General features: G+C 34.3%; 10 protein-coding genes. All 10 read left to right on the forward strand.

Annotated features, from left to right (window positions below):
* Positions 1-7: 7 nt before the first annotated feature.
* From NNH57_RS19055 to NNH57_RS19100, 10 genes are read left to right on the forward strand one after another with little or no spacing between them, the layout of a single operon-like run.
* Positions 8-3,496, forward strand: coding sequence for a baseplate J/gp47 family protein (locus NNH57_RS19055; RefSeq protein ID WP_108808040.1), 3,489 nt, complete (start codon positions 8-10; stop codon positions 3,494-3,496).
* Positions 3,484-6,186, forward strand: a complete 2,703-nt coding sequence (locus NNH57_RS19060) for a hypothetical protein (protein ID WP_108808039.1) — start codon at positions 3,484-3,486, stop codon at positions 6,184-6,186. Before NNH57_RS19055 ends, NNH57_RS19060 begins: the two co-directional genes overlap by 13 nt.
* Before the next feature lie 11 nt (positions 6,187-6,197).
* Complete coding sequence (locus NNH57_RS19065) at positions 6,198-9,644, forward strand: PKD domain-containing protein (protein ID WP_108808038.1); 3,447 nt, start codon at positions 6,198-6,200, stop codon at positions 9,642-9,644.
* A 12-nt stretch (positions 9,645-9,656) separates the two neighbouring features.
* Positions 9,657-11,225, forward strand: coding sequence for a contractile injection system tape measure protein (locus NNH57_RS19070; protein ID WP_108808037.1), 1,569 nt, complete (start codon positions 9,657-9,659; stop codon positions 11,223-11,225).
* An 11-nt stretch (positions 11,226-11,236) separates the two neighbouring features.
* Positions 11,237-11,812, forward strand: a complete 576-nt coding sequence (locus NNH57_RS19075) for a hypothetical protein (protein ID WP_035091343.1) — start codon at positions 11,237-11,239, stop codon at positions 11,810-11,812.
* A 3-nt stretch (positions 11,813-11,815) separates the two neighbouring features.
* Positions 11,816-12,685, forward strand: a complete 870-nt coding sequence (locus NNH57_RS19080; RefSeq protein ID WP_108808036.1) for a DUF6734 family protein — start codon at positions 11,816-11,818, stop codon at positions 12,683-12,685.
* A 39-nt stretch (positions 12,686-12,724) separates the two neighbouring features.
* Positions 12,725-14,407, forward strand: coding sequence for an eCIS core domain-containing protein (locus NNH57_RS19085; RefSeq protein ID WP_254504214.1), 1,683 nt, complete (start codon positions 12,725-12,727; stop codon positions 14,405-14,407).
* Positions 14,408-14,428: 21 nt separating this feature from the next.
* On the forward strand, positions 14,429-15,058 hold the full coding sequence (locus NNH57_RS19090) for a hypothetical protein (RefSeq protein ID WP_074405559.1): 630 nt from the start codon (positions 14,429-14,431) through the stop codon (positions 15,056-15,058).
* Between the two features lie 27 nt (positions 15,059-15,085).
* Positions 15,086-18,976: an eCIS core domain-containing protein gene (locus tag NNH57_RS19095; RefSeq protein ID WP_108808034.1), complete on the forward strand. Its 3,891-nt coding sequence runs from the start codon at positions 15,086-15,088 to the stop codon at positions 18,974-18,976.
* Positions 18,977-18,992: 16 nt separating this feature from the next.
* Positions 18,993-19,562 carry a hypothetical protein gene (locus NNH57_RS19100; protein ID WP_108808033.1) on the forward strand — a complete coding sequence of 190 codons (570 nt, stop codon included), beginning with the start codon at positions 18,993-18,995 and terminating at the stop codon, positions 19,560-19,562.
* Positions 19,563-19,572: the final 10 nt, after the last annotated feature.

Here is a 19,572-nt window from a genome sequence, read left to right on the forward strand (position 1 = left end):
TAAAACTATGTGTAACGACGGTAAACATACAGACAATATAATTTTCCAAAGAAATGGAACCGATCAGGAGGAACGCTTTAACAGTGTCTTGGATCCAGCTAATTTAGAACTTCATGATTTTGATCTTGAAGATTGGTTGTTGTTTGCGTATAATTTTGCCAAACACATAAATTTCTTTGAAACAAATGATAATCAGATCCCGTCAGGTGATTGGCAAGAACTTTTTAATCATTTCGATTTTACTAATCAAGATATTCCTAAAAGAACAGATAGCGATTATCAATTGCTGAAAAATAAGATTTCCAAAACGATTGAAGATCTTGAAGCTAAAAGTAGTATCACTCCTCATATGACATTGTTTATATGCTTTTTAAGGTTATTAGAATTTTCTAAGCAACGATTTAATAGCATTACCAAAAGACATCTGGATTTTTTCTATAAGGAAATATTACAGATAGAAAAACTACCAGCGACAGAGGATAAAGCCCATATAATTTTCGAACTAGCTAAAAAAAGTGTAGAAGAGAGAGTTGTAAAAGAAACTGCATTAGACGGTGGTAAAGATATAAATGGCAATAAACTCATTTATAAAACCACTGAAGAACTTATTGCCAATAAGGCCAAGGTTGCACAACTAAAGAGTTTATATAATGATATCAATCTGGGTGAGATCAAATATAGTTCGATAGCTAATTCGTTAGATGGACTAGAAGAGGCTTTACCAGATGATGCAAATTATTGGCTTCCGTTCGGGTATACATCAGGAGAGAAAAGATATACAGAGTTGCCAGACGCCAGATTAGGCTTTGCAATAGCATCTCCGATGTTTCAATTGTCAGAAGGAACAAGAACTATAAGAATTGAAGTTAACTTCAAGGAAGATTTTGTGCTGACTAGGTTTAGAAAATTTACTGAAGAACAATTAGCAGAAAAAGAAGAAGAAGAAAATTTAGCTCCTGATAAGGTTAAGGAGTACTTATTAAATACGATTAGTGTACTCTATAGCTCAGAAGAGCAGTGGATAGATCTTTCATCATTTTTGCAAGAAACAGATGAAAACATTTTAAAACCAGAGTCTACAATAGACGGAAATACACTTACATTAGTTTTTGAGATTCCTAAAGAAGCACCTGCCATTGTTCCTTATAACCAGGAAGTTTTGGGTGAAAAATTCACTTCTGATTTTCCGATAATTCGTTTTTTAATTGATACAAAAGTTCAGGATACAGATCCCGTAAATGATCAACCGTTACCATCAGAAGAAGTGTTTAATCAAGGCCATATTCTTTTTAGAAATTTAGTAAAGAAAAAAATTCAAAATATAACTACCAAAGTAGATGTTACGGGTGTGAAATCTTTGATTTTAGAAAATGATACGGGTACACTCAATGCAAAGAAGCCTTTTTACCCATTTACAACCCAACCTATTACAGGATCCTCTTTTACAATTGATTATCCAGAAATATTTTTAAAGAAGTGGGGTGATCTAAGTATAAATATTAAGTGGAAAAATACACCTCCCAATTGTTTCAAACAACATTATCTGGCCTATAAAGAAGATTACCTTAACGGAATAAGTAAAGAGATCTTTATAGATGGTATGTTCACTAATCCTAATGTGGGTGACATTTCTGCAAATCAACCTGAAGATTTTGTTGATGCACCATCAGATATCACATCAGATAATGGAGCATTAGTATTGAATACCAATGATGAAGATCTGATCGTTAAAAACGACGGGTATTTTACAGCTACTTCCGCGGTTTTACTCAATGAAGTTTGGAAAGATAGCGAAAACTCTGTGCCGTTATTTAAAAATAAAAACAACAATTATGATTGTGATAACCAACAAGATAATGAAGAGGGCGAAATGCCTACTTATGAAACTAATTTTTCAATTGATTTAGATAGTGATCGATTGACAAAAAGTGGACCTATTCGCTTGACATTAGATCAATCCTTTTTACACTCATTATTTCCTAGGATTTATACTTTGGCATTATCCAGTGATAATGATGAAACTCTGATACCTAATGACCCATATACACCTTTTGCAGATACCATAAGCCTTAGTTATAGCGCAGAAGAAGATACAGATTTTGCAGTAGATAGTGAAAACGAATATATCAACAATAGAATACAACTATTTCATGAAGATCCATTTGGACAATATGAAGAACATTCTTATTTAAAAATACAAGCGCAGAAGAAAAGCATCCTAACTAAAAATGCAGATACTGATAGTTGGATTGTACCTGATTATTGTCACGGAGGTGAATTATATATCGGATTAGAAGAAGCAGAAGTTTCGCAGCAGATTTCATTATTGTTTCAAATTTTAGAAGGTAGTGAAAACCCAGATGTAGATTCATTTGTTGGAAAACAAAAAGTAGAGTGGGCAGTACTCTGCAATAATCAATGGATGGACCTTGAAGAAAGCTTGCTGAACAATGGTATTGATAATTTCTTAAAATCGGGCATTGTTAAATTTAGTATTCCAAAACAAGCCACCAAAATCAACACTCGACTTCCAAAAGATTTTATTTGGATAAGAGCCAAAATGCACAAGGATTATGATGCGGTTTGTAAAGTGATTGACATTATGGCGCAGGCAGTATTGGCTCAATTTGAAAACAACAATAATGAGCTAACGCATCTCTATAATGGACTTCCTGCAGAATCTATCTCAAAACTAATTAGTAGGGTGCCGCAGATAAAAGGTGCTTCACAACCCTACAACTCTTTTGATGGAAAACCACTAGAGTCTGATGCCGAATATTACAGAAGAATCAGCGAAAGGTTAAGACATAAAAATAGAGCCATTACACTTTGGGATTACGAACATTTAATTATGCAAGAGTTTCCAGAAGTGTTTAGAGTAAAATGCTTGAATCATACCTCGAATGACTCTTTTTTATCACCAGGAGATGTAACGTTGGTTGCTATTCCAGATATCGTAGACAAAAATGTTTTTGACATATTCGAACCCAGACTGAGTACAGCCACTCTTAATAAAATTCAAAACTTCATTAATCAATTAAACACCATGCATGTAGAAGCCTTGGTGATGAATCCTCAATATGAGCAAGTACTAATTAAATTGAATGTAAAGTTTTATCAGCAATACGATGAGAACTTTTACCAAAAACAATTAAACGAAGATCTTGTCAAGTTCCTATCTCCATGGGCATTTGATACTTCACAAGAAATTGTTTTTGGAATAGAATTAAATCGTAGCACGCTTATTGACTATGTTGAGAAGCTATTCTATGTCGATTACTTATCCGAATTAGAAATGGCTAAACATCCTGATGGGGTAGAAGTCCCAGAAAATCCAAAGGATGAAGACTATCTAGAACAATTAGAATTTGTTCAGGTACTTTCTCCAACCAGTCCAAAACATATTTTGGTATCAGCAAAAAATCATCTGATATCAACCGATATTAAAATTTGTGATCCTATTATAATTGAAGAAGCAGAAACATGTCAGTATTAAACGAACATATTAGCATACCCAAAAAAGTCGCTACACAAGACGATTTAGACTTTTTCTATTTAAAAGAAAAAGGCATAGAATATATAGAGCAATTAGGCGGCAAGTTATGGACAGACTTTAACTCGCATGATCCGGGGATTACGATGCTAGAAATGCTTTGTTATGCTATTTCTGATTTAGGAATGAGAATTGAGCTCCCTATAGAAAATGTACTAGCTTCTAATGATATTACCAAAAATGTAAAAACACAGTTTTTCAAAGCTTCAGAAGTGTTGCCTACCAGCCCGGTAACTGCATTGGATTATCGCAAACTTTTTATAGATATAGAAGGGGTTAAGAATTGCTGGTTAGCAAAGCATAAAAAGAAAGTATATGCTAACTGTAAAGATGATCTGTTGTCCTATAATCCAGAAGATTTTAGTTTGATTCCGAGTGGGCAAAAAAAAGAATTTGTACTCAAAGGCTTATATGATTTATATGTTGATTTTGAAGAGCTAGACCAATCGGGTATAGATCAGGTAACCGAAAAAATTAGAGAACGCTATCATGCATATCGAAATCTTTGCGAAGATTTAGTTACGATAGAAAAAATACAGGAATTCCCGGTAAAAATTTGTGCAGATATAGAGGTAAGTACAGATGCAGATGAAGAAAAAGTACATGCGTTGATGCTAAGAGCAATCGATGCATATTTCTCAACCACCGTAAATTTTTATTCATTGACTCAAATGCTTGATAATGGATATTCAACTTTAGAGATTTTCGATGGTCCAGTTTTACAAAATGGTTTTATAGATACGAATGAACTTATCGAAGCAGATTTACGCAGCGAAGTAAGGTTGTCGGATATCATGAAAATCATTATGGGTATTCCCGGAGTCGCTAATATAAAAGATATCTCGCTGGGCTATTGTGGGGATCAAACTACTGATACCAATGAATGGGTGATATGTCTGGAAGAATATGAAAAACCAATTGTGTGTGATGAAAGCGTTTTTAACTACAACAAAGGATTATTACCACTCAATATTAATAAAAAACAGGTCGATATTTATCTCGAAGAATTAGAGAAAGAAGAACAAGACGCTATTGCTGAAGCAGGAGCAGATAAAGAACTCGAAATTCCAAAAGGGAAATATCTTAAAACTGATAGTTATACAACCGTTCAAAATGATTTCCCTGACACCTATGGGATTAATGAGGTAGGATTACCTGCTAGATCAACTACTGCAAGAAAGTCGCAAGCCAAGCAACTTAAAGGATATCTATTATTTTTTGATCAGATTTTGGCTAGTTATTTTAAGCATTTAGGTCAAGTTAAAGAATTACTCTCTGTAAGCGGAAACTTAACGCAAACTTTCTTTACTCAGGCCATACAGGATGTACAGAATCTAGACGAATTGGTTTCAAATTATCCTATGGATAACGATGAATATCTAACCAATGTGCTATATGAGGATCTGGATAACAATATTGAAAGGAGAAACGAGATTTTAGATCATTTGTTAGCGCGATTTGCAGAACGATTTACTGAGTATTCTTTTATTATGAAGTCTATTTATGCTAACACTACAGATGAAGTAGTACTAAGAAATAAAGAAGATTTTTTAAAAGATTATAAGGTTGTTAGCAAAGATCGAGGTAATGCGTTTAACTATTATAATCAGCCTACAGAAAATCTTTGGAATACTTCTAATGTTTCAGGTGTACAAAAAAGGATCGCTCGTCTTTTAGGGATTAAAGATTATAATAGAAGACACCTCACAGATTCTTTTGTAGAAATATATGATCTGATCAATAGTGATAATCAAAAAGTGTATAGATGGAGAATTAAAGATCTGAATAATTCCATCGTATTATCTGGTACAGAAGAATATTTTGATGCCGCTGCCGCAAATAGGGAGTTGTTTTTTGCTGTTCTTCAAATTATTCAAACCAGAGAATTTAAAGTTGAAGAAGTTTTTAAAGAAGGATTCTCTGATCATGCAGAGATTGATAATATACAGATTCATCAAGCTGATTCTGGTAAATATTCTTATGACATTATTAATCCTGCCATAGAGGATGAAAATGACCCAGATAGAATCATAGCAAAGCGATTCACCTATTATCAAACAAAAGGAGAAATAAAACAATCCATTCTGGATCTTATAAAATTTATGAAGGAAGATTTTACAGAAGAAGGGTTATTTATTGTGGAGCATATGATGCTTCGTCCGGATATTAATCAAACAGATGTAAATGAAAGTGTTTTTATGCCAATTTGTACAGATGAATGTACCAATTGTGAGCCGATAGATCCCTATTCTTATCGTGTGAGTATCGTACTGCCTGGATATACACTTAGGTTTTCTAATACAGATTTTAGAAACTACATGGAACGAATTATCAAAGAAGAATTACCCGCCCATGTCCTAGCCAAAATATGTTGGGTTGGGTATAGAGAAAATGAAGTAGAAGACCCCAACGATAACGAATTATTGCAGTTTGAAAATGCATACAAAGCATATCTTCTGGCTAACACATCACTTGACCAAGAACAGCCAGAACCAGAACTAATTGAACTTATTGAAGCATTATCTAGTCTTAACAATGTATATCCAACAGGAAGACTATTTGATTGCGACAATGAGAATGAAGAATTATACGGAAGAATAATTTTAGGAAAAACGAATTTAGGATCATTATAAAAATCATTAAAATGTCAACCAAGCTTTCAACTATAACAACACAGTATCGAAGATTTACAAAAAATCAGGTGCTTACAGAAGGACACCTTAATGAGATCGTAGACTTTTTTGATGATCAAGATCGCTTGAGCAGAATTTGCCTTAGCGGTGTTGGAATTGTCTGTGGATTTAAGGTGTCGTGCGATGAGGTAAACAGCACAATTTCTATTTCTCAAGGAGCAGGAGTTACTACCGATGGAGATCTTTTTCATCTGTATCAAATTGATCAGGTAGAAGGGACAAAAATCATGAACATAGAGGTTAAAGAATATACTCATTATAAAGTCTATAATAATGAAAAGGCAAATTACACACCTTTTTTCTATGATGGAGATAATCAGCTAGAGATTTTTGAATTGCTTACCACAGAACAAGCCGAGATAGAAAACGATGATCATTTTGTACTTAGTGCGCTTCAAGGTAATACTGGCTTGGCAGTAAAAGAGGGAGTGGTATTACTATATCTTGAACAATACGAAAAAGAACTTGATCTATGTGTTAGTCTGTCCTGTGATAATCAAGGACAAGAAATGATAGGTAACTATAAAGCACTATTAGTGAGCAAAACCGTTGCAGAACAGATCAATGATGATGACCCTATTATAAGTAAAACGAATTTCTCGAATTTGTTTCATCAGTTGCCAGATGTAAGAGCTAATCGGGTAGTATGTCAACCAGAGGATTTTATACATTACAGAGAGCTTCAAAGAAGCTTTACTAACAGATTGTATCGAAATAATGTAGTTGGTGATCTTAGATTTGGTTTTCAGACCTTATTAACTGCAATGCAAATGCCAATATTATTAGGAGCTATAGAAGATAATCTAGAGGCCTTATATTCATTTCCTGAAAATGATGTTCCACCTGATTTTCAATATAGGCATGACTTGTTTAAAGATGTTGTGGATACCTACAATGAAATTAAGGAACTTCTATTTAATATGGATTGCACTTCTTGCTGTCCGGATATTATGTCGTTCCCTAAACATCTTATGCTTGGTGAGGTTGAGAAAACAGGACCGTGTTATGAATATAGACATGGTTTTTACAAATCGCCATTGCTAACTGATCAAAATGTAAGTACTTGTTCAGATTGTCTTACGGCAGATGGACTAGTACAACCAGGAAATGATACTACATTAGAAGAATTTATTATCGATCTTGAAGGTAATGAGATTGACATGTGTTATGGTGAAAACTCAGATGAGCAACGATTACATAGTCTTATAAAAAGAGCAGTTCAATTGCTAGCAAATTACAATGCCAATTATACATTTATAAAGATTACACCTTCTTTTGATCTTGGTAAACTTAGTAAGAAAGCGATACCTTTTTACAACAATGTTGGTGAACACCTTATTCAATTATGGGATTATGATAAAACTGTTCTAGGTAAACATAGAAATAATCTAGGTTATCACAGAGATTTATTAAATACAAAACGCCCATTAGAAATCTGCATAGATCATGATTTTTATAGAATCGAAGGACATCAAGGACGAAACTATATAGATGCATTACAGGTAATACAGGATATCAGACGTGAACATGGTTTGGGGTTTAATGTTGTAGTATTAAAAATTAATGAATCCGACGCCCAGGAGTTTGTAGAGAATTATACTACGTTTTATTTGAATAAGAATCACGGATTCGAACATAAAGGAGGTGTTGCACCTGGAGGTACATTTATAATGGTCTATATAGAAGGTGAATTTACATCTTATCCGTATCCTTATGGATATGGCTATCCGTATCCATATCCTGGGCCATCGTTAGCAGGTGATTTTGAAGGTGACGGAGAGGGAGAAGGAATTGAGGTTCTTAATCCTGTAATAGCTGATTTTACATTGCCGTATATGTGTTGCGATGAAAACTTTATCACACTCAGCTTACCCACTCAAGAACTTTGTTTTGACGAAACTACAGTACCATTACCTTTCCATATAACACCAACAGGAGGATATGTAGAAGCGCAAGTTCCGATTGGGCTTAATGGAGGAGTTACTATAAATCAGTTTGGTGAGTTTGTTTTTGACCCTAATTTGGTTAGCGAAGAGTTGATTGGAGAGACAATCACATTTACCGTAAACAATTTTGCCACAGAATGCGAGATTGTTATTACCAGAAGACCAGAGTTTGGAATTGCCGTAGCTAATATCTCGGAACCAACCGAAGACAATCAGGTAACAGTAACCTTCAATATTACGGGAGACAATCTTGAAGAAAATTTAGAATACACTTGGGATTTTGGAGATGGATCGAATCAGGCTCAATCAACTGAAACAACTGTGGAACATACCTATCAATTCGCAATTTCAGGGGTGTTTACATTTACAGTTGTTGTGCAAGGAGGATTAAATGATTGTGCGAACCGCGAAGAGTTAGAAGTCATTATCGAAGTTCCAGAAGAAATCTTAGTAACCATTGAGTCTAGTACAATTTGTAGGGGAGATGATGTATTTTATCCTTTTACGGTTCAACCAGAGGAAGCACAAGTAGCAATTACAGGGCAAGGAGTATCTTTTAGAAATGATCGTTTCGTATTTAGAGCTACTGATGTACCAGCTTCAGTGAGCTCTGTTCCTATTCTGGTTAATGGAGAATCTTCTGGAATAATAATTACTATACAAGAACAACCATCAGCTCAGTTCACTCATTTGATTGAAGAGAATACCCTAGTATTAACTAATAACTCTCAAAATGCAGCTCGATATCTCTGGAGTGTTGCAGGAGAAGAAATCGAACGTACAAGCCGATCACAAGTAAGACGATCACTTGATCTTTACGAAGGAACTTCAATTCAGGTATCTCTTAACGCCATAAGTGAATTTTGTGGAGAACGAGAGGATGGACCAAGAACGATTAACATAAGAGAAGAGGAACAAGCTGAATTTTCTATTGCAGAAGAGGTTTGTTTTGATGGCCAGGAAGCAATAGAGGTTCCTTATGAGGTAATACCAAGAGGAGCTAGTGTTGAGTTACAAGAATCATTTAGAGGAATAGAGATAATTGAGAATGCTATAAGAATGCTACCGGAGTTTAATTCTTTTGATCAACCTATTACGTTTTTAGTAGAAGGTAATGAAGTAAGGACACAAACTGTTATTAGAAAAGCTCCTTTAGTTGAAATAGTAATTCCGCCTAGACGAGAGTTGGTTATTCCATTTGGAGAGAATAGAATTGAGGTTCAATTTCGTTTAAATAATCTTAACGAATTTAATGAAGATACATACAGGTATCAATGGAGTTTTGGTGATCAAACAACTTCTAATGACAAAGAGCCTGTCCATACATATGTAATTGAGGAGTTACTGACAAATCCAGTCATCTTTGGTGTCAGACTAAATATAGAAAATACTGTCTGTAGCACAACTAGTTTTACAATTGAAGTCCCTATCGAAGTAATAATATTAGGTTAATATAAATCATTTATGATTGATAACTATAAACATATCATCAATAAAGTTTTTATTGAAGTAAATACTGATTCTAAGGAAAAAGCATATTACTTTAAAGACAATATTGATATGTTTATTAAAGAACATGTATTACCTCGTTTAATGACATCTTTTGATGATTTGGGGGATGAAAACCCAGCTCATTTTATGCAGTTAGAACGATTAGATATTGAACTTGCTATACAACCAAAACAAGACCTCAAAGGTTTAGAGGAAGATATTTCTAATCAGATTAGAAAAAAAATACAAAAAATTAAAGAAGAAAAACCATATAAAACTAATAAAGAAGATGCCTTAAAATTGGTTAAAAGTGATGAAAGACAATTTGAAAAATTCATTCATTTTTTAGAAAATGGCGTAAATAGTTGGTTTGATGGTTCGGAGAAGCTATTAAACTTTAATGAAAACATATCCATACTTCAGGATAAAAAAATGATTCAAAAACTCATAGCTGTTCTTCAAAATCCTCTTTCACGAAGAAGGCTCATTTTACAGTTTACTGACGAAGAAATTCAAAAGATTTTTAATCATCTTATAACAGATAATCAATCTGAAAAAGAAACATCACTGAGGCCAGAGATGATGGTCAAAGAAGTGATTTTAAAAGGAAATATTGATGGCAAAAAGTTCACGCTAAAAGAAAGGTTTCTTATTTGGGATATTGTATTTGATGTACTCATAGAAGTGGTAGATATGTCAAAAATTCCCAATAAATTCACCCAGTTAGTATTAGAAACTACAAGATGGGAAATAAGTAAAAATAGAAGATATATAAAAACCTATTTTCTTGAATTACTTAAGGTAACACCAGCGCTAACAATAATCCAGAATTTACCAAAAGAAATTAAGAAAATATCCCAAGTATTAGATTCTTATCAAGATAATATAGCTCAATCTAGTGAGAAACATATGGATCAGGAAACTTCAGTAGCTTTCAAAAACACACAAAAAGGAAACGAGGACAAACTAGATGCTACTCATTTTAATCTTATGAAATCAGAAGAAATGGACTACAATACGGATAACAGTCTTGATATACCCGAAGATTTTGAAGATGTATATGTAAATCATGCTGGTCTTGTCCTTGCACATCCGTTTCTGAGCCAGCTTTTTAAGCATTGTGGAGTAATTAATGAACAAAATGAGTTTTTAGATAAAGAAAAAGCAGTGCATATACTGCACTATCTTGCTACAGGAAAGGAACAACAGCTTGAAAATAATATGGTGTTCGAAAAATTTCTATGTAACCTTCCTTCAAAATATCCAATCAATCGTTTTGTACCACTCGAGAATAAAGTGAAAAATCACGCAGATCAAATGCTAACAGCACTGATAGGGCATTGGGAAGTAATAAAAAACTCTTCTAATGATTTGTTAAGAAACGAATTCCTGCAACGTTCCGGAAAGTTGATGCATACAGAAAGTCGTCCCAGAATTATTTTAGAAAGAAAAACTCAAGATATACTGTTAGACAAAATCCCGTGGAATATATCTATGATAAAACTCCCATGGAAAAATAAAATCATTTTTGTGGATTGGTAAAATAAAAACCTATGCAATTAGAGGTAGAAGACATAACATACGAAGAAAAAGATAGAGCCAATATTTTTTTAGAACAACAAGAAGTGTTCAAACAGATTTTTGAATTACTAGATTGTTCTAAGATAGCTTTTGTTGGTGGTGTAGCGGATTATATAAACCTGCGGTCTTATTATGATATGCCAGTCCATGATTTGGATATTATATATCAGGATGAAGAAGACCTAGTTTCTGTTATAGAGAAATATAACTTAATAAGACATGGAATTAATTTTTATAACATAAATGAATCTAAGGAGGTACTGGTTTCTGAGATATTTATAAATAATAAGAGAGTCCATATTGATTATTTTAAACGAAACTTTGCCATGATAGAATTAAAGGAGTCGTATCTCCTGGGGCGTAAGGTTCTACATTGTTCTTTTAGTGAAATGATGAAATTTCATAATGATCATATCCCTCTTTTGACTTCTCAAGCGATGGGATCAAATTATGAATGGAGAAGACTCTACAAGCACAGCAAAAAAGCATCACTATATAATAATGTTTGCTACCTAAAGGAAAAAGAACTTCAGCTGTTAAGAAAGTAAATTATGAATCAAGAACCTAGAATAATATTTAGTTTAAATACAGCTCCTATCGCAAATAATCGATGGAATATGGGAAATAGATTTATAGAAACCATTTATATGACTGCTTTGAGCATATTGTATTGTCATTTATGGTATGAAGATATAGAATTATATGTAGATGATATGGCATATAAGTTTTTGTATATGTTGCCTTGTAGAGTAACAAAAATGCCTTTTACACATGATAAAGAATTATGGTCTGCATCAAAAATAAAAGCGATTCAACTGCAGACCAAACCTTTTGTTCATCTGGATACGGATGTTTTTATTAAAAATAAAATAGACTTTAATTTTGATAAAGTATTATTAGAAAGGAAAGAAGGAGGGTATATGATTCATTATAAAAAGCAAATAGAGTTTTTTAATCAATTTACCGATAACCTACCTTTTTGGAATAAAGATTTAGGACACTCTTTTAGTTGTGGAGTATTGGGTTTTAAAGATCTTTCTCTACGCAATAGATTTATCCAAGCATATTTTGAGTTAGAAGATATTTATATCAAGGTTAAACATCAATTTAGTCCTTTGAAAAAGAAAGGATACGAACCAGTTATTTTGATAGAACAATATACACTTGCCTGTATGCTGGACTATGAGAACATTAAACCATCATTGTTGCTTAGTGGAAGAGGTATTAAAGAACATTCTAAGCAAGCTGAAGAAATCGGTTATAGTCATCTTTTTGGAGTAACAAAGTATAAGAAAAACATTATACAAGAAATAGAGTACAGATTGTTTAAAATCTTTCCATACTGGTATGATCAGGTTAAAACAGCCTTAGAAAAACAAAAAATAGTTCAAAAAAAATACCTCAATAATCAAGTAGTTTAAAGACTATTTGATAATGTCTGAACTTAAAATAATAGAATCATGAGATTACAAAGGAGAAGAAAATCGAGCCCCAAACTACAGCAGGAAAAACCCTTTATTCAACCAAAACTTAAGGTTGGGAAACCAGGAGATAAGCATGAGGTAGAAGCCGATCAAATGGCCGATCAAGTGGTTAACAATGCTAATGATTCTGGAAGTGCCGTTCAGAAAAAAGGAGCCTTGGAAGAGGACAAGGTACAAGCCAGTATGTTTAAAGATAGAGGAGAAGGGAAAGTAAGAAAAAAAGAAGAAGAGGAACCAGTACAGGCTATGGAAGAGGAAGAACCTGTTCAGAAACAGGAAGAAGAGGAACCAGTACAAGCTATGGAAGAGGAAGAACCTGTTCAGAAACAAGAAGAAGAGGAACCAGTACAAGCTATGGAAGAGGAAGAACCTGTTCAGAAACAAGAAGAAGAGGAACCAGTACAAGCTATGGAAGAGGAAGAACCTGTTCAGAAACAGGAAGAAGAGGAACCAGTACAAGCTATGGAAGAGGAAGAACCTGTTCAGAAACAGGAAGAAGAGGAACCAGTACAGGCTATGGAAGAGGAAGAACCTGTTCAGAAACAAGAAGAAGAGGAACCAGTACAAGCTATGGAAGAGGAAGAACCTGTTCAGAAACAAGAAGAAGAGGAACCAGTACAAGCTATGGAAGAGGAAGAACCTGTTCAGGCCAAAGAAGAGGAAAAGGTGCAAAAAAAAGCAAATAACCAAAATGGCAACATAGAGTCAAAGTTAAAGAGTAGAAAAGGTAAAGGAACAAAGCTTTCTGGAGACATAAAAAATGAAATGGAGACAGGTTTCGGAGCTAGTTTTAACGCTGTAAATATCCATACTGATACTGAGGCGGTACAAATGAGTGAAGCTATGGGAGCGCAAGCATTTACGAATGGAAATGATATATACTTTAATAAAGGGAAATATAATCCAAATTCTAAAAGTGGCAAGCACTTACTGGCTCACGAGCTTACACATACTATTCAGCAAAAAGGAAAGGTAAAAAAGAACATACAAAAACAACAAGGGCACCAGCCAGCACAGCAACAAACAGCACCCATTAATGTGACATTAAATATGGCATTACCCAATAATCCTACTCCAAATTATTCAAGAACTGCTGATCAACTGGGTGCTTGGGAAAAGGCGGATTTTCATTTTCATCCTCAGATTACTCATCGTTGTGCTGGAGGAAATCAACAAAGCTATGTGCAAGAGGCTGGTATTACTTTGGCAAATCCTACTTTATTATTGTTTGTGGCCAGACATATACATGAAAATGCTTCCGGATATGCATTACCAAGAGCCCAACGTATACCTTGGATTCAGATTAAGAGAAGAATATTAGCACATGCAACACATCACTTTACCATATACAGGGATGTGGTTGCACAAATGAGAGCATTAATACTAGCAGATTTATCGGCATTACCATCTTCTGCTAACCCTGCTAATGTTTCGCAATCTCAATTAGATACTTTTTTAGTTTCTAGATTACAATATTGGATGGCAAAATTGAGACATAAACTTTGGGAAGAAACTTGTAATTGGGAACATACAGATTATCCAAGATTGTTTAGAGACATACCTTCGGTTAGTGGTTCGGTCATACCTGATTGTGGAAGTGAACCACCAGTACCTCCATATCCTATAGTGCCTACACGAGTGAATGGGACAACTCCTTAATCATAATAAAAAAATGGAATTATGAGAGATTTGATAAATGATTTGCATCTGTATGAATTAGTATTGTTAGGCTTGGGAATACTACTGTTTTTTATACTTAGTGTTGGACTTGTGTATTATATAATTAAGAAAGAAGAAATCAAAAAATTATTATTCTTTTTTCCAATTTCAATTATAATGATTGGATATCCAAGTATCCAGGAATTTACCATTTCTAAGGATAAAATAGCCTTTACTAAACATCAGGATGAGGTGATGAAAAACCCTAAAGATTCGGTAGCAAGACAAAAGTTTTCAGAGGTTACAGAAAAACTAGAAAAACGTGCAAAAACTGCAGAAGATATAGTTCGAATAAGTGAAGCTAAACTATTATTAGGAAACTCAGAAGAAGCAATTAAATATGCAGATAAAGCTATTCAAGAAGAAGAAATAACAAGTTCAGAGGTTCTTGATCGTACGCAAATAAGTACAACTACAAAAGCAATTCAATTGAAGAATTTAGCAAAAATTCAGAACATAAATGTAAAAGAAGTAGATAAAAATGCTCTTCAAAATCAAATAAGAAATATAGAAGTTTCCAAGGATCTGGAGGCTGTAAAGAAAGTAGTCGCAAAAAAAACATTACAAAAATATCATAGGAATAATAATTAAAATTTAGACAAAACATTTTTATAATATATGTTTCGATCTGCATCGGTAAATACAACAAATGCTAAGTCAGGTAATTCTTCCTTATTTCAAAAAGATAAGAGTGAAGAAGGGTTTGTGCAACCTAAACTTACCGTTGGTAAACCCAATGATAAGTATGAAGTTGAGGCAGATAGAGTTGCAGATCAAGTGGTGGCAAAAACGTCAGAATCGACTACTCCTTTCTTTAGTCCGGCTCCTTTTGTACAACGCCAAACAGATGAAAAAGAAGGTGATGTTCAACAAAAACCGATTGCAGAAAGCATTACCCCAGTAGTTTTAAGACAACCTGAAGAAGAAACAGCACAAAAGAGCACAGAAGTCCAAAATAAGGCAGAAGTAAGTGATGGAGTATCTATGAAACCATCAGATCATTCGTCAACTAATTTTGATACCCAGAAACAGGAAGAAGAGGTTCAGGAAAAAGAAGAAGAAGAGGTTTCAGAAGTACAACAAAAAAGTAAAACACTCCAAAGAAAAGAAATAGGTGTACCTACTGTAACGAATACAATTGAATCGAGGATTCAAAGAGCTTCAGACAATGGTAAACCCATGAGCAAATCGGTTAAAGGTTCTATGGAATCTGGTTTTGGAACAGATTTTTCTGGAGTAAAAGTTCATACAGATAGTGAATCTTCTAGCCTTAATAAGCAGATGAGTTCCAAAGCTTTCACCTATAAAAACAATGTCTTCTTTGGCGAGAATCAATATCAACCTGAGACTAAAGAAGGTAAACATTTGATCGCTCATGAGCTTACTCATGTGGTACAACAAGGACATGCTCAGAAAGGGGAAAATGCAGTTGCTACAGAAACGGTTCAACCTAAGGTACAACGATTAGGGATTAGTGATGCGCTTGATTATTTTGCAGATGCAGCACATAATATCCCTGGTTTTAGAATGTTCACTATTATTTTAGGGATCAACCCTATTAATATGAGTAGTGTTGATCGAAGTGCCGCTAATATTATGCGAGCTATTGTCGAGTTCTTACCTGGAGGAAACCTGATCACCAGAGTATTGGATAAATACAATGTGTTTACCGATGCTGCAGAATTAATGAATCAAAAAATAGAAGCGTTAAATCTATCTGGAGCATCTATAAAGAAGGACATTGACGATTTTCTGGATGGCCTTGGTTGGAGCGATATTTTTAATCTTGGCGGTGTCTGGCGTGACGCCATGGGGATCATCTCCAGACCTATAAATGCAGTAATTGAAATTGGTAAAAGTGCACTGTCATTTATATGGGATATTGTTAGAAAAGCTATCCTAACTCCATTAGCTGTCCTAGCACAAAATACTGACGGATATGACCTATTAAAAGCTTTGATAGGTGAAGATCCGATTACTAAAGAAGCTTATCCACCAACTGCCGAAAATCTAATAGGCGGATTTATGAAATTTATTGGTCAGGAAGAAATCTGGACCAATATACAACAAGGAAATGCTGTTGGTCGAGCATGGGTTTGGTTTCAGCAAACAATGTCAGGAATCAAAGCAATTATGTCTGCAATTCCTGGTACCATTATTACTACAATTAAGTCTCTTACCTGGGAAGACATCATTATACTTCCGAATGCCTTTATCAAAGTAGGAAAGGCCTTTGCCAGTATCGCCGGTAGTTTTTTAAGTTTTGGGCTTTCAACGGTTATAGAACTTCTAAAAATACTATTTAGTGTAGTAGCACCAGGAGTATTAGTATATATAGAAAAAGCACAAGGAGCGTTTAATCAAATACTAGAAAATCCAATTGGGTTTGTAGGTAATCTGATCAACGCAGCTAAACTTGGATTTAACAAATTTGCACGAAACATTGGTAAACATCTTAAGAATAGTCTATTGGATTGGTTGTTGGGATCTTTGGCTGGAGCCGGTATTTATATTCCTCAAGCCCTCAGCTTTCAGGAGATTATCAAGTTTGTATTATCTGTATTAGGACTTACTTGGGAGAATCTGAGAGCCAAATTAGTGGAGCAATTAGGTGAACCTGCTGTGGTAGCTTTAGAAACCGGATTCGAATTAGTGAAAATTCTCGTTACAGAAGGACCTGCTGCTGCTTGGGAGAAGATCATGGAGCATCTTAGCAATTTACAAGAGATGATTATTTCGGAGATCAGTCAGTTTGTAATTGTAAAAGTTGTGCAAAAAGCAGTAACCAAGCTTGTCACTATGCTAAACCCAGCAGGAGCAGTCATTCAAGCAATTATAGCTATTTATGATACGGTTACATTCCTGATCGAAAAACTGCAAAAGATCGCTCGTGTAGCAGCAGCTATTATAGACTCACTAGCAGCGATTGCCAATGGAGTTATTACTCAGGCAGCTGCCAAAGTAGAAAGTACATTGGCTGGAATGCTAACATTAGCGATCAACTTCTTAGCTAAGTTCACAGGATTAGATAAGGTCTCTGAAAAGATTATAGAAATCGTAGAAAAAATCAGAGAACCGATCGATACTGCCATGACCAATGTCGTTACTTGGGTTGTGACTACAGCTAAAAACTTCCTTAAGAAAATATTAGGTGGAGGAGATGAAGGAGAAAACCCTGAGGATAATGACGGGGTTGTTGGTGATGGAGAAATAGGAGAGCAAGTAACATTTAGCGATGGTGAAGAAGGGCATAAATTATGGGTAGAGGATTCTGGATCTCCTGTTTTAAAGGTTGCTAGCGCGAATCCTAAAGCGGTTGGTGATAAGCTTACTGAATGGCAGAATAACATTGATAAAATTTCTGAAGGCAAGAGAGGAGAAGTAAGCCAATCGATTAGCAGTGCTCAAGGTCTGGTTACGGCAATTAATCAGTTAATTACTACATACCAGCAACAAGAGGCAACGGCTACACCTGAGAATGATGCTCCAGTAGAAACAACCGATACTTCCATCGAAAATAAACAGAAAGAGCTAAAAGTATTGCTTCAGAAGTTATTTAGTGATTTTAAGGAAAAAAATACCTTAACAGTAGAAGTTGCGGAGAATGATAAAATTAAAGCTCCTTATAAAGGAGATAAAAAGTTTAGAGCGGTTGTTAAAAAAGTTGATGATAGTAATGAAGATCCAGAAAAAAATAAGGTAGAACATCAATTTAATTGGGAACGTTTAAAACAAAGAAATCAAGAGAATACTTTTACTGCCTTTAATGAAAAATGGGGCTCTGAAATTGAAACTGATTCTGGAGGTAGTAGCGAACATAGTGATTATAAACCTCAAAATATTGAGCGATCAGTAGAAGGCGATTCCTTTGTGCTGAAGTATGATTATGGACCTGAAGGTTTAGGCAAAGATGAATTGGAGACCATAGAAGTCAAAATGAAAATCGATGATATTTCAGGAAGAAAAGTAAACCATGCGGTAACTGGTATGAACTTAGGAATTAAAGCTTCAGGATCCAGAGGTAGAACAGATAGTGCAGGTAAATTAATGAGAGAAGGTGTAGATACAACCGATTTACCGCAAATGAATTCTGCACATATTATTGCAGACTGGTTTCAAGGAAGTGGTTATAAACAAGGGTTAAATTTAATTTTAACTAGTGATACCTATAATCAGACCACAATGGCAGGAGCAGAAGGGAAACTTGTCGGGAAAATTCAAAAACTTCAGTCACAACATGAGCCATTATTAATTACTTTTGATCTACAAGTAACAGCAATTTATGAAGTGACAAATGATGATAAAGTTGTGGAAACACTTAAGAATTTAAAATCTGATATAACACCGGAAGGATTGGCTAAGGTGCATCAAAAATTAGCAGGAGATCAAGATCCAAGAAGATGTGAAAAAGTTACCTATGATGTATTGGCCGTTAAAGCGGGAGGTGTTGGAGTAGAGCATTCTATTAGACAAATAGAAATAGGACCAGACGTAAATCTAAAAATATAACAATAAGAAATAATTTATGGAAGAGGTGATTAATTTTTTAAATGATTTTTTTCAATCAGAGGTTAATGCTATTAAAGCTAGTGATCAAGCTGATCTAGATAATTTTAATGACAAACTTGAAATAATGAATCAATTTCTTGTGGATGATTTAAAAAATAATCTAGGAATGATTCCTTTAAAGGAATTAAAAGATCCTAATTATTATGAAAGGGTAAAAAATTATCCACCACCAGATCCTAGGTTTCTTTTTAGGATTGATACTTACAAGAGTAATGATAAAGATTATTATAGATATCATTGTTTTGTTTCTGATAGTAATCCTGATGATTGGAGGAGTTATCTGAATTCTTTTGTTGTAGATAAGGAGGGTGGGGAATTTAAAATTTTTTCCATGTTTTTCTTTTCTGATAAAGGTATGGGTGGAGATAAAAAATGGCATTTCAATGCAGGAGAAGATAGATTTATGAATAAAGAGAATGGACAATATTTGTTGAATATAGAATCATTAGGTGATCGAATCGAAATCAATAGAATTACAGAACCTTCTGATGACGCAGATAGCATGAAAGAATATAATAAAGATTAAGTATTCATCC

It is taken from the genome of Aquimarina spinulae (assembly GCF_943373825.1).
GTDB lineage: Bacteria > Bacteroidota > Bacteroidia > Flavobacteriales > Flavobacteriaceae > Aquimarina > Aquimarina spinulae.

What these genes read in the sequence shown, in the direction of transcription:
- NNH57_RS19055 (WP_108808040.1), top strand. Translation starts at nt 8, where the DNA reads ATGTGTAACGACGGTAAACATACAGACAATATAATTTTCCAAAGAAAT.
- NNH57_RS19060 (WP_108808039.1), top strand. Translation starts at nt 3,484, where the DNA reads ATGTCAGTATTAAACGAACATATTAGCATACCCAAAAAAGTCGCTACA.
- NNH57_RS19065 (WP_108808038.1), top strand. Translation starts at nt 6,198, where the DNA reads ATGTCAACCAAGCTTTCAACTATAACAACACAGTATCGAAGATTTACA.
- NNH57_RS19070 (WP_108808037.1), top strand. Translation starts at nt 9,657, where the DNA reads ATGATTGATAACTATAAACATATCATCAATAAAGTTTTTATTGAAGTA.
- NNH57_RS19075 (WP_035091343.1), top strand. Translation starts at nt 11,237, where the DNA reads ATGCAATTAGAGGTAGAAGACATAACATACGAAGAAAAAGATAGAGCC.
- NNH57_RS19080 (WP_108808036.1), top strand. Translation starts at nt 11,816, where the DNA reads ATGAATCAAGAACCTAGAATAATATTTAGTTTAAATACAGCTCCTATC.
- NNH57_RS19085 (WP_254504214.1), top strand. Translation starts at nt 12,725, where the DNA reads ATGAGATTACAAAGGAGAAGAAAATCGAGCCCCAAACTACAGCAGGAA.
- NNH57_RS19090 (WP_074405559.1), top strand. Translation starts at nt 14,429, where the DNA reads ATGAGAGATTTGATAAATGATTTGCATCTGTATGAATTAGTATTGTTA.
- NNH57_RS19095 (WP_108808034.1), top strand. Translation starts at nt 15,086, where the DNA reads ATGTTTCGATCTGCATCGGTAAATACAACAAATGCTAAGTCAGGTAAT.
- NNH57_RS19100 (WP_108808033.1), top strand. Translation starts at nt 18,993, where the DNA reads ATGGAAGAGGTGATTAATTTTTTAAATGATTTTTTTCAATCAGAGGTT.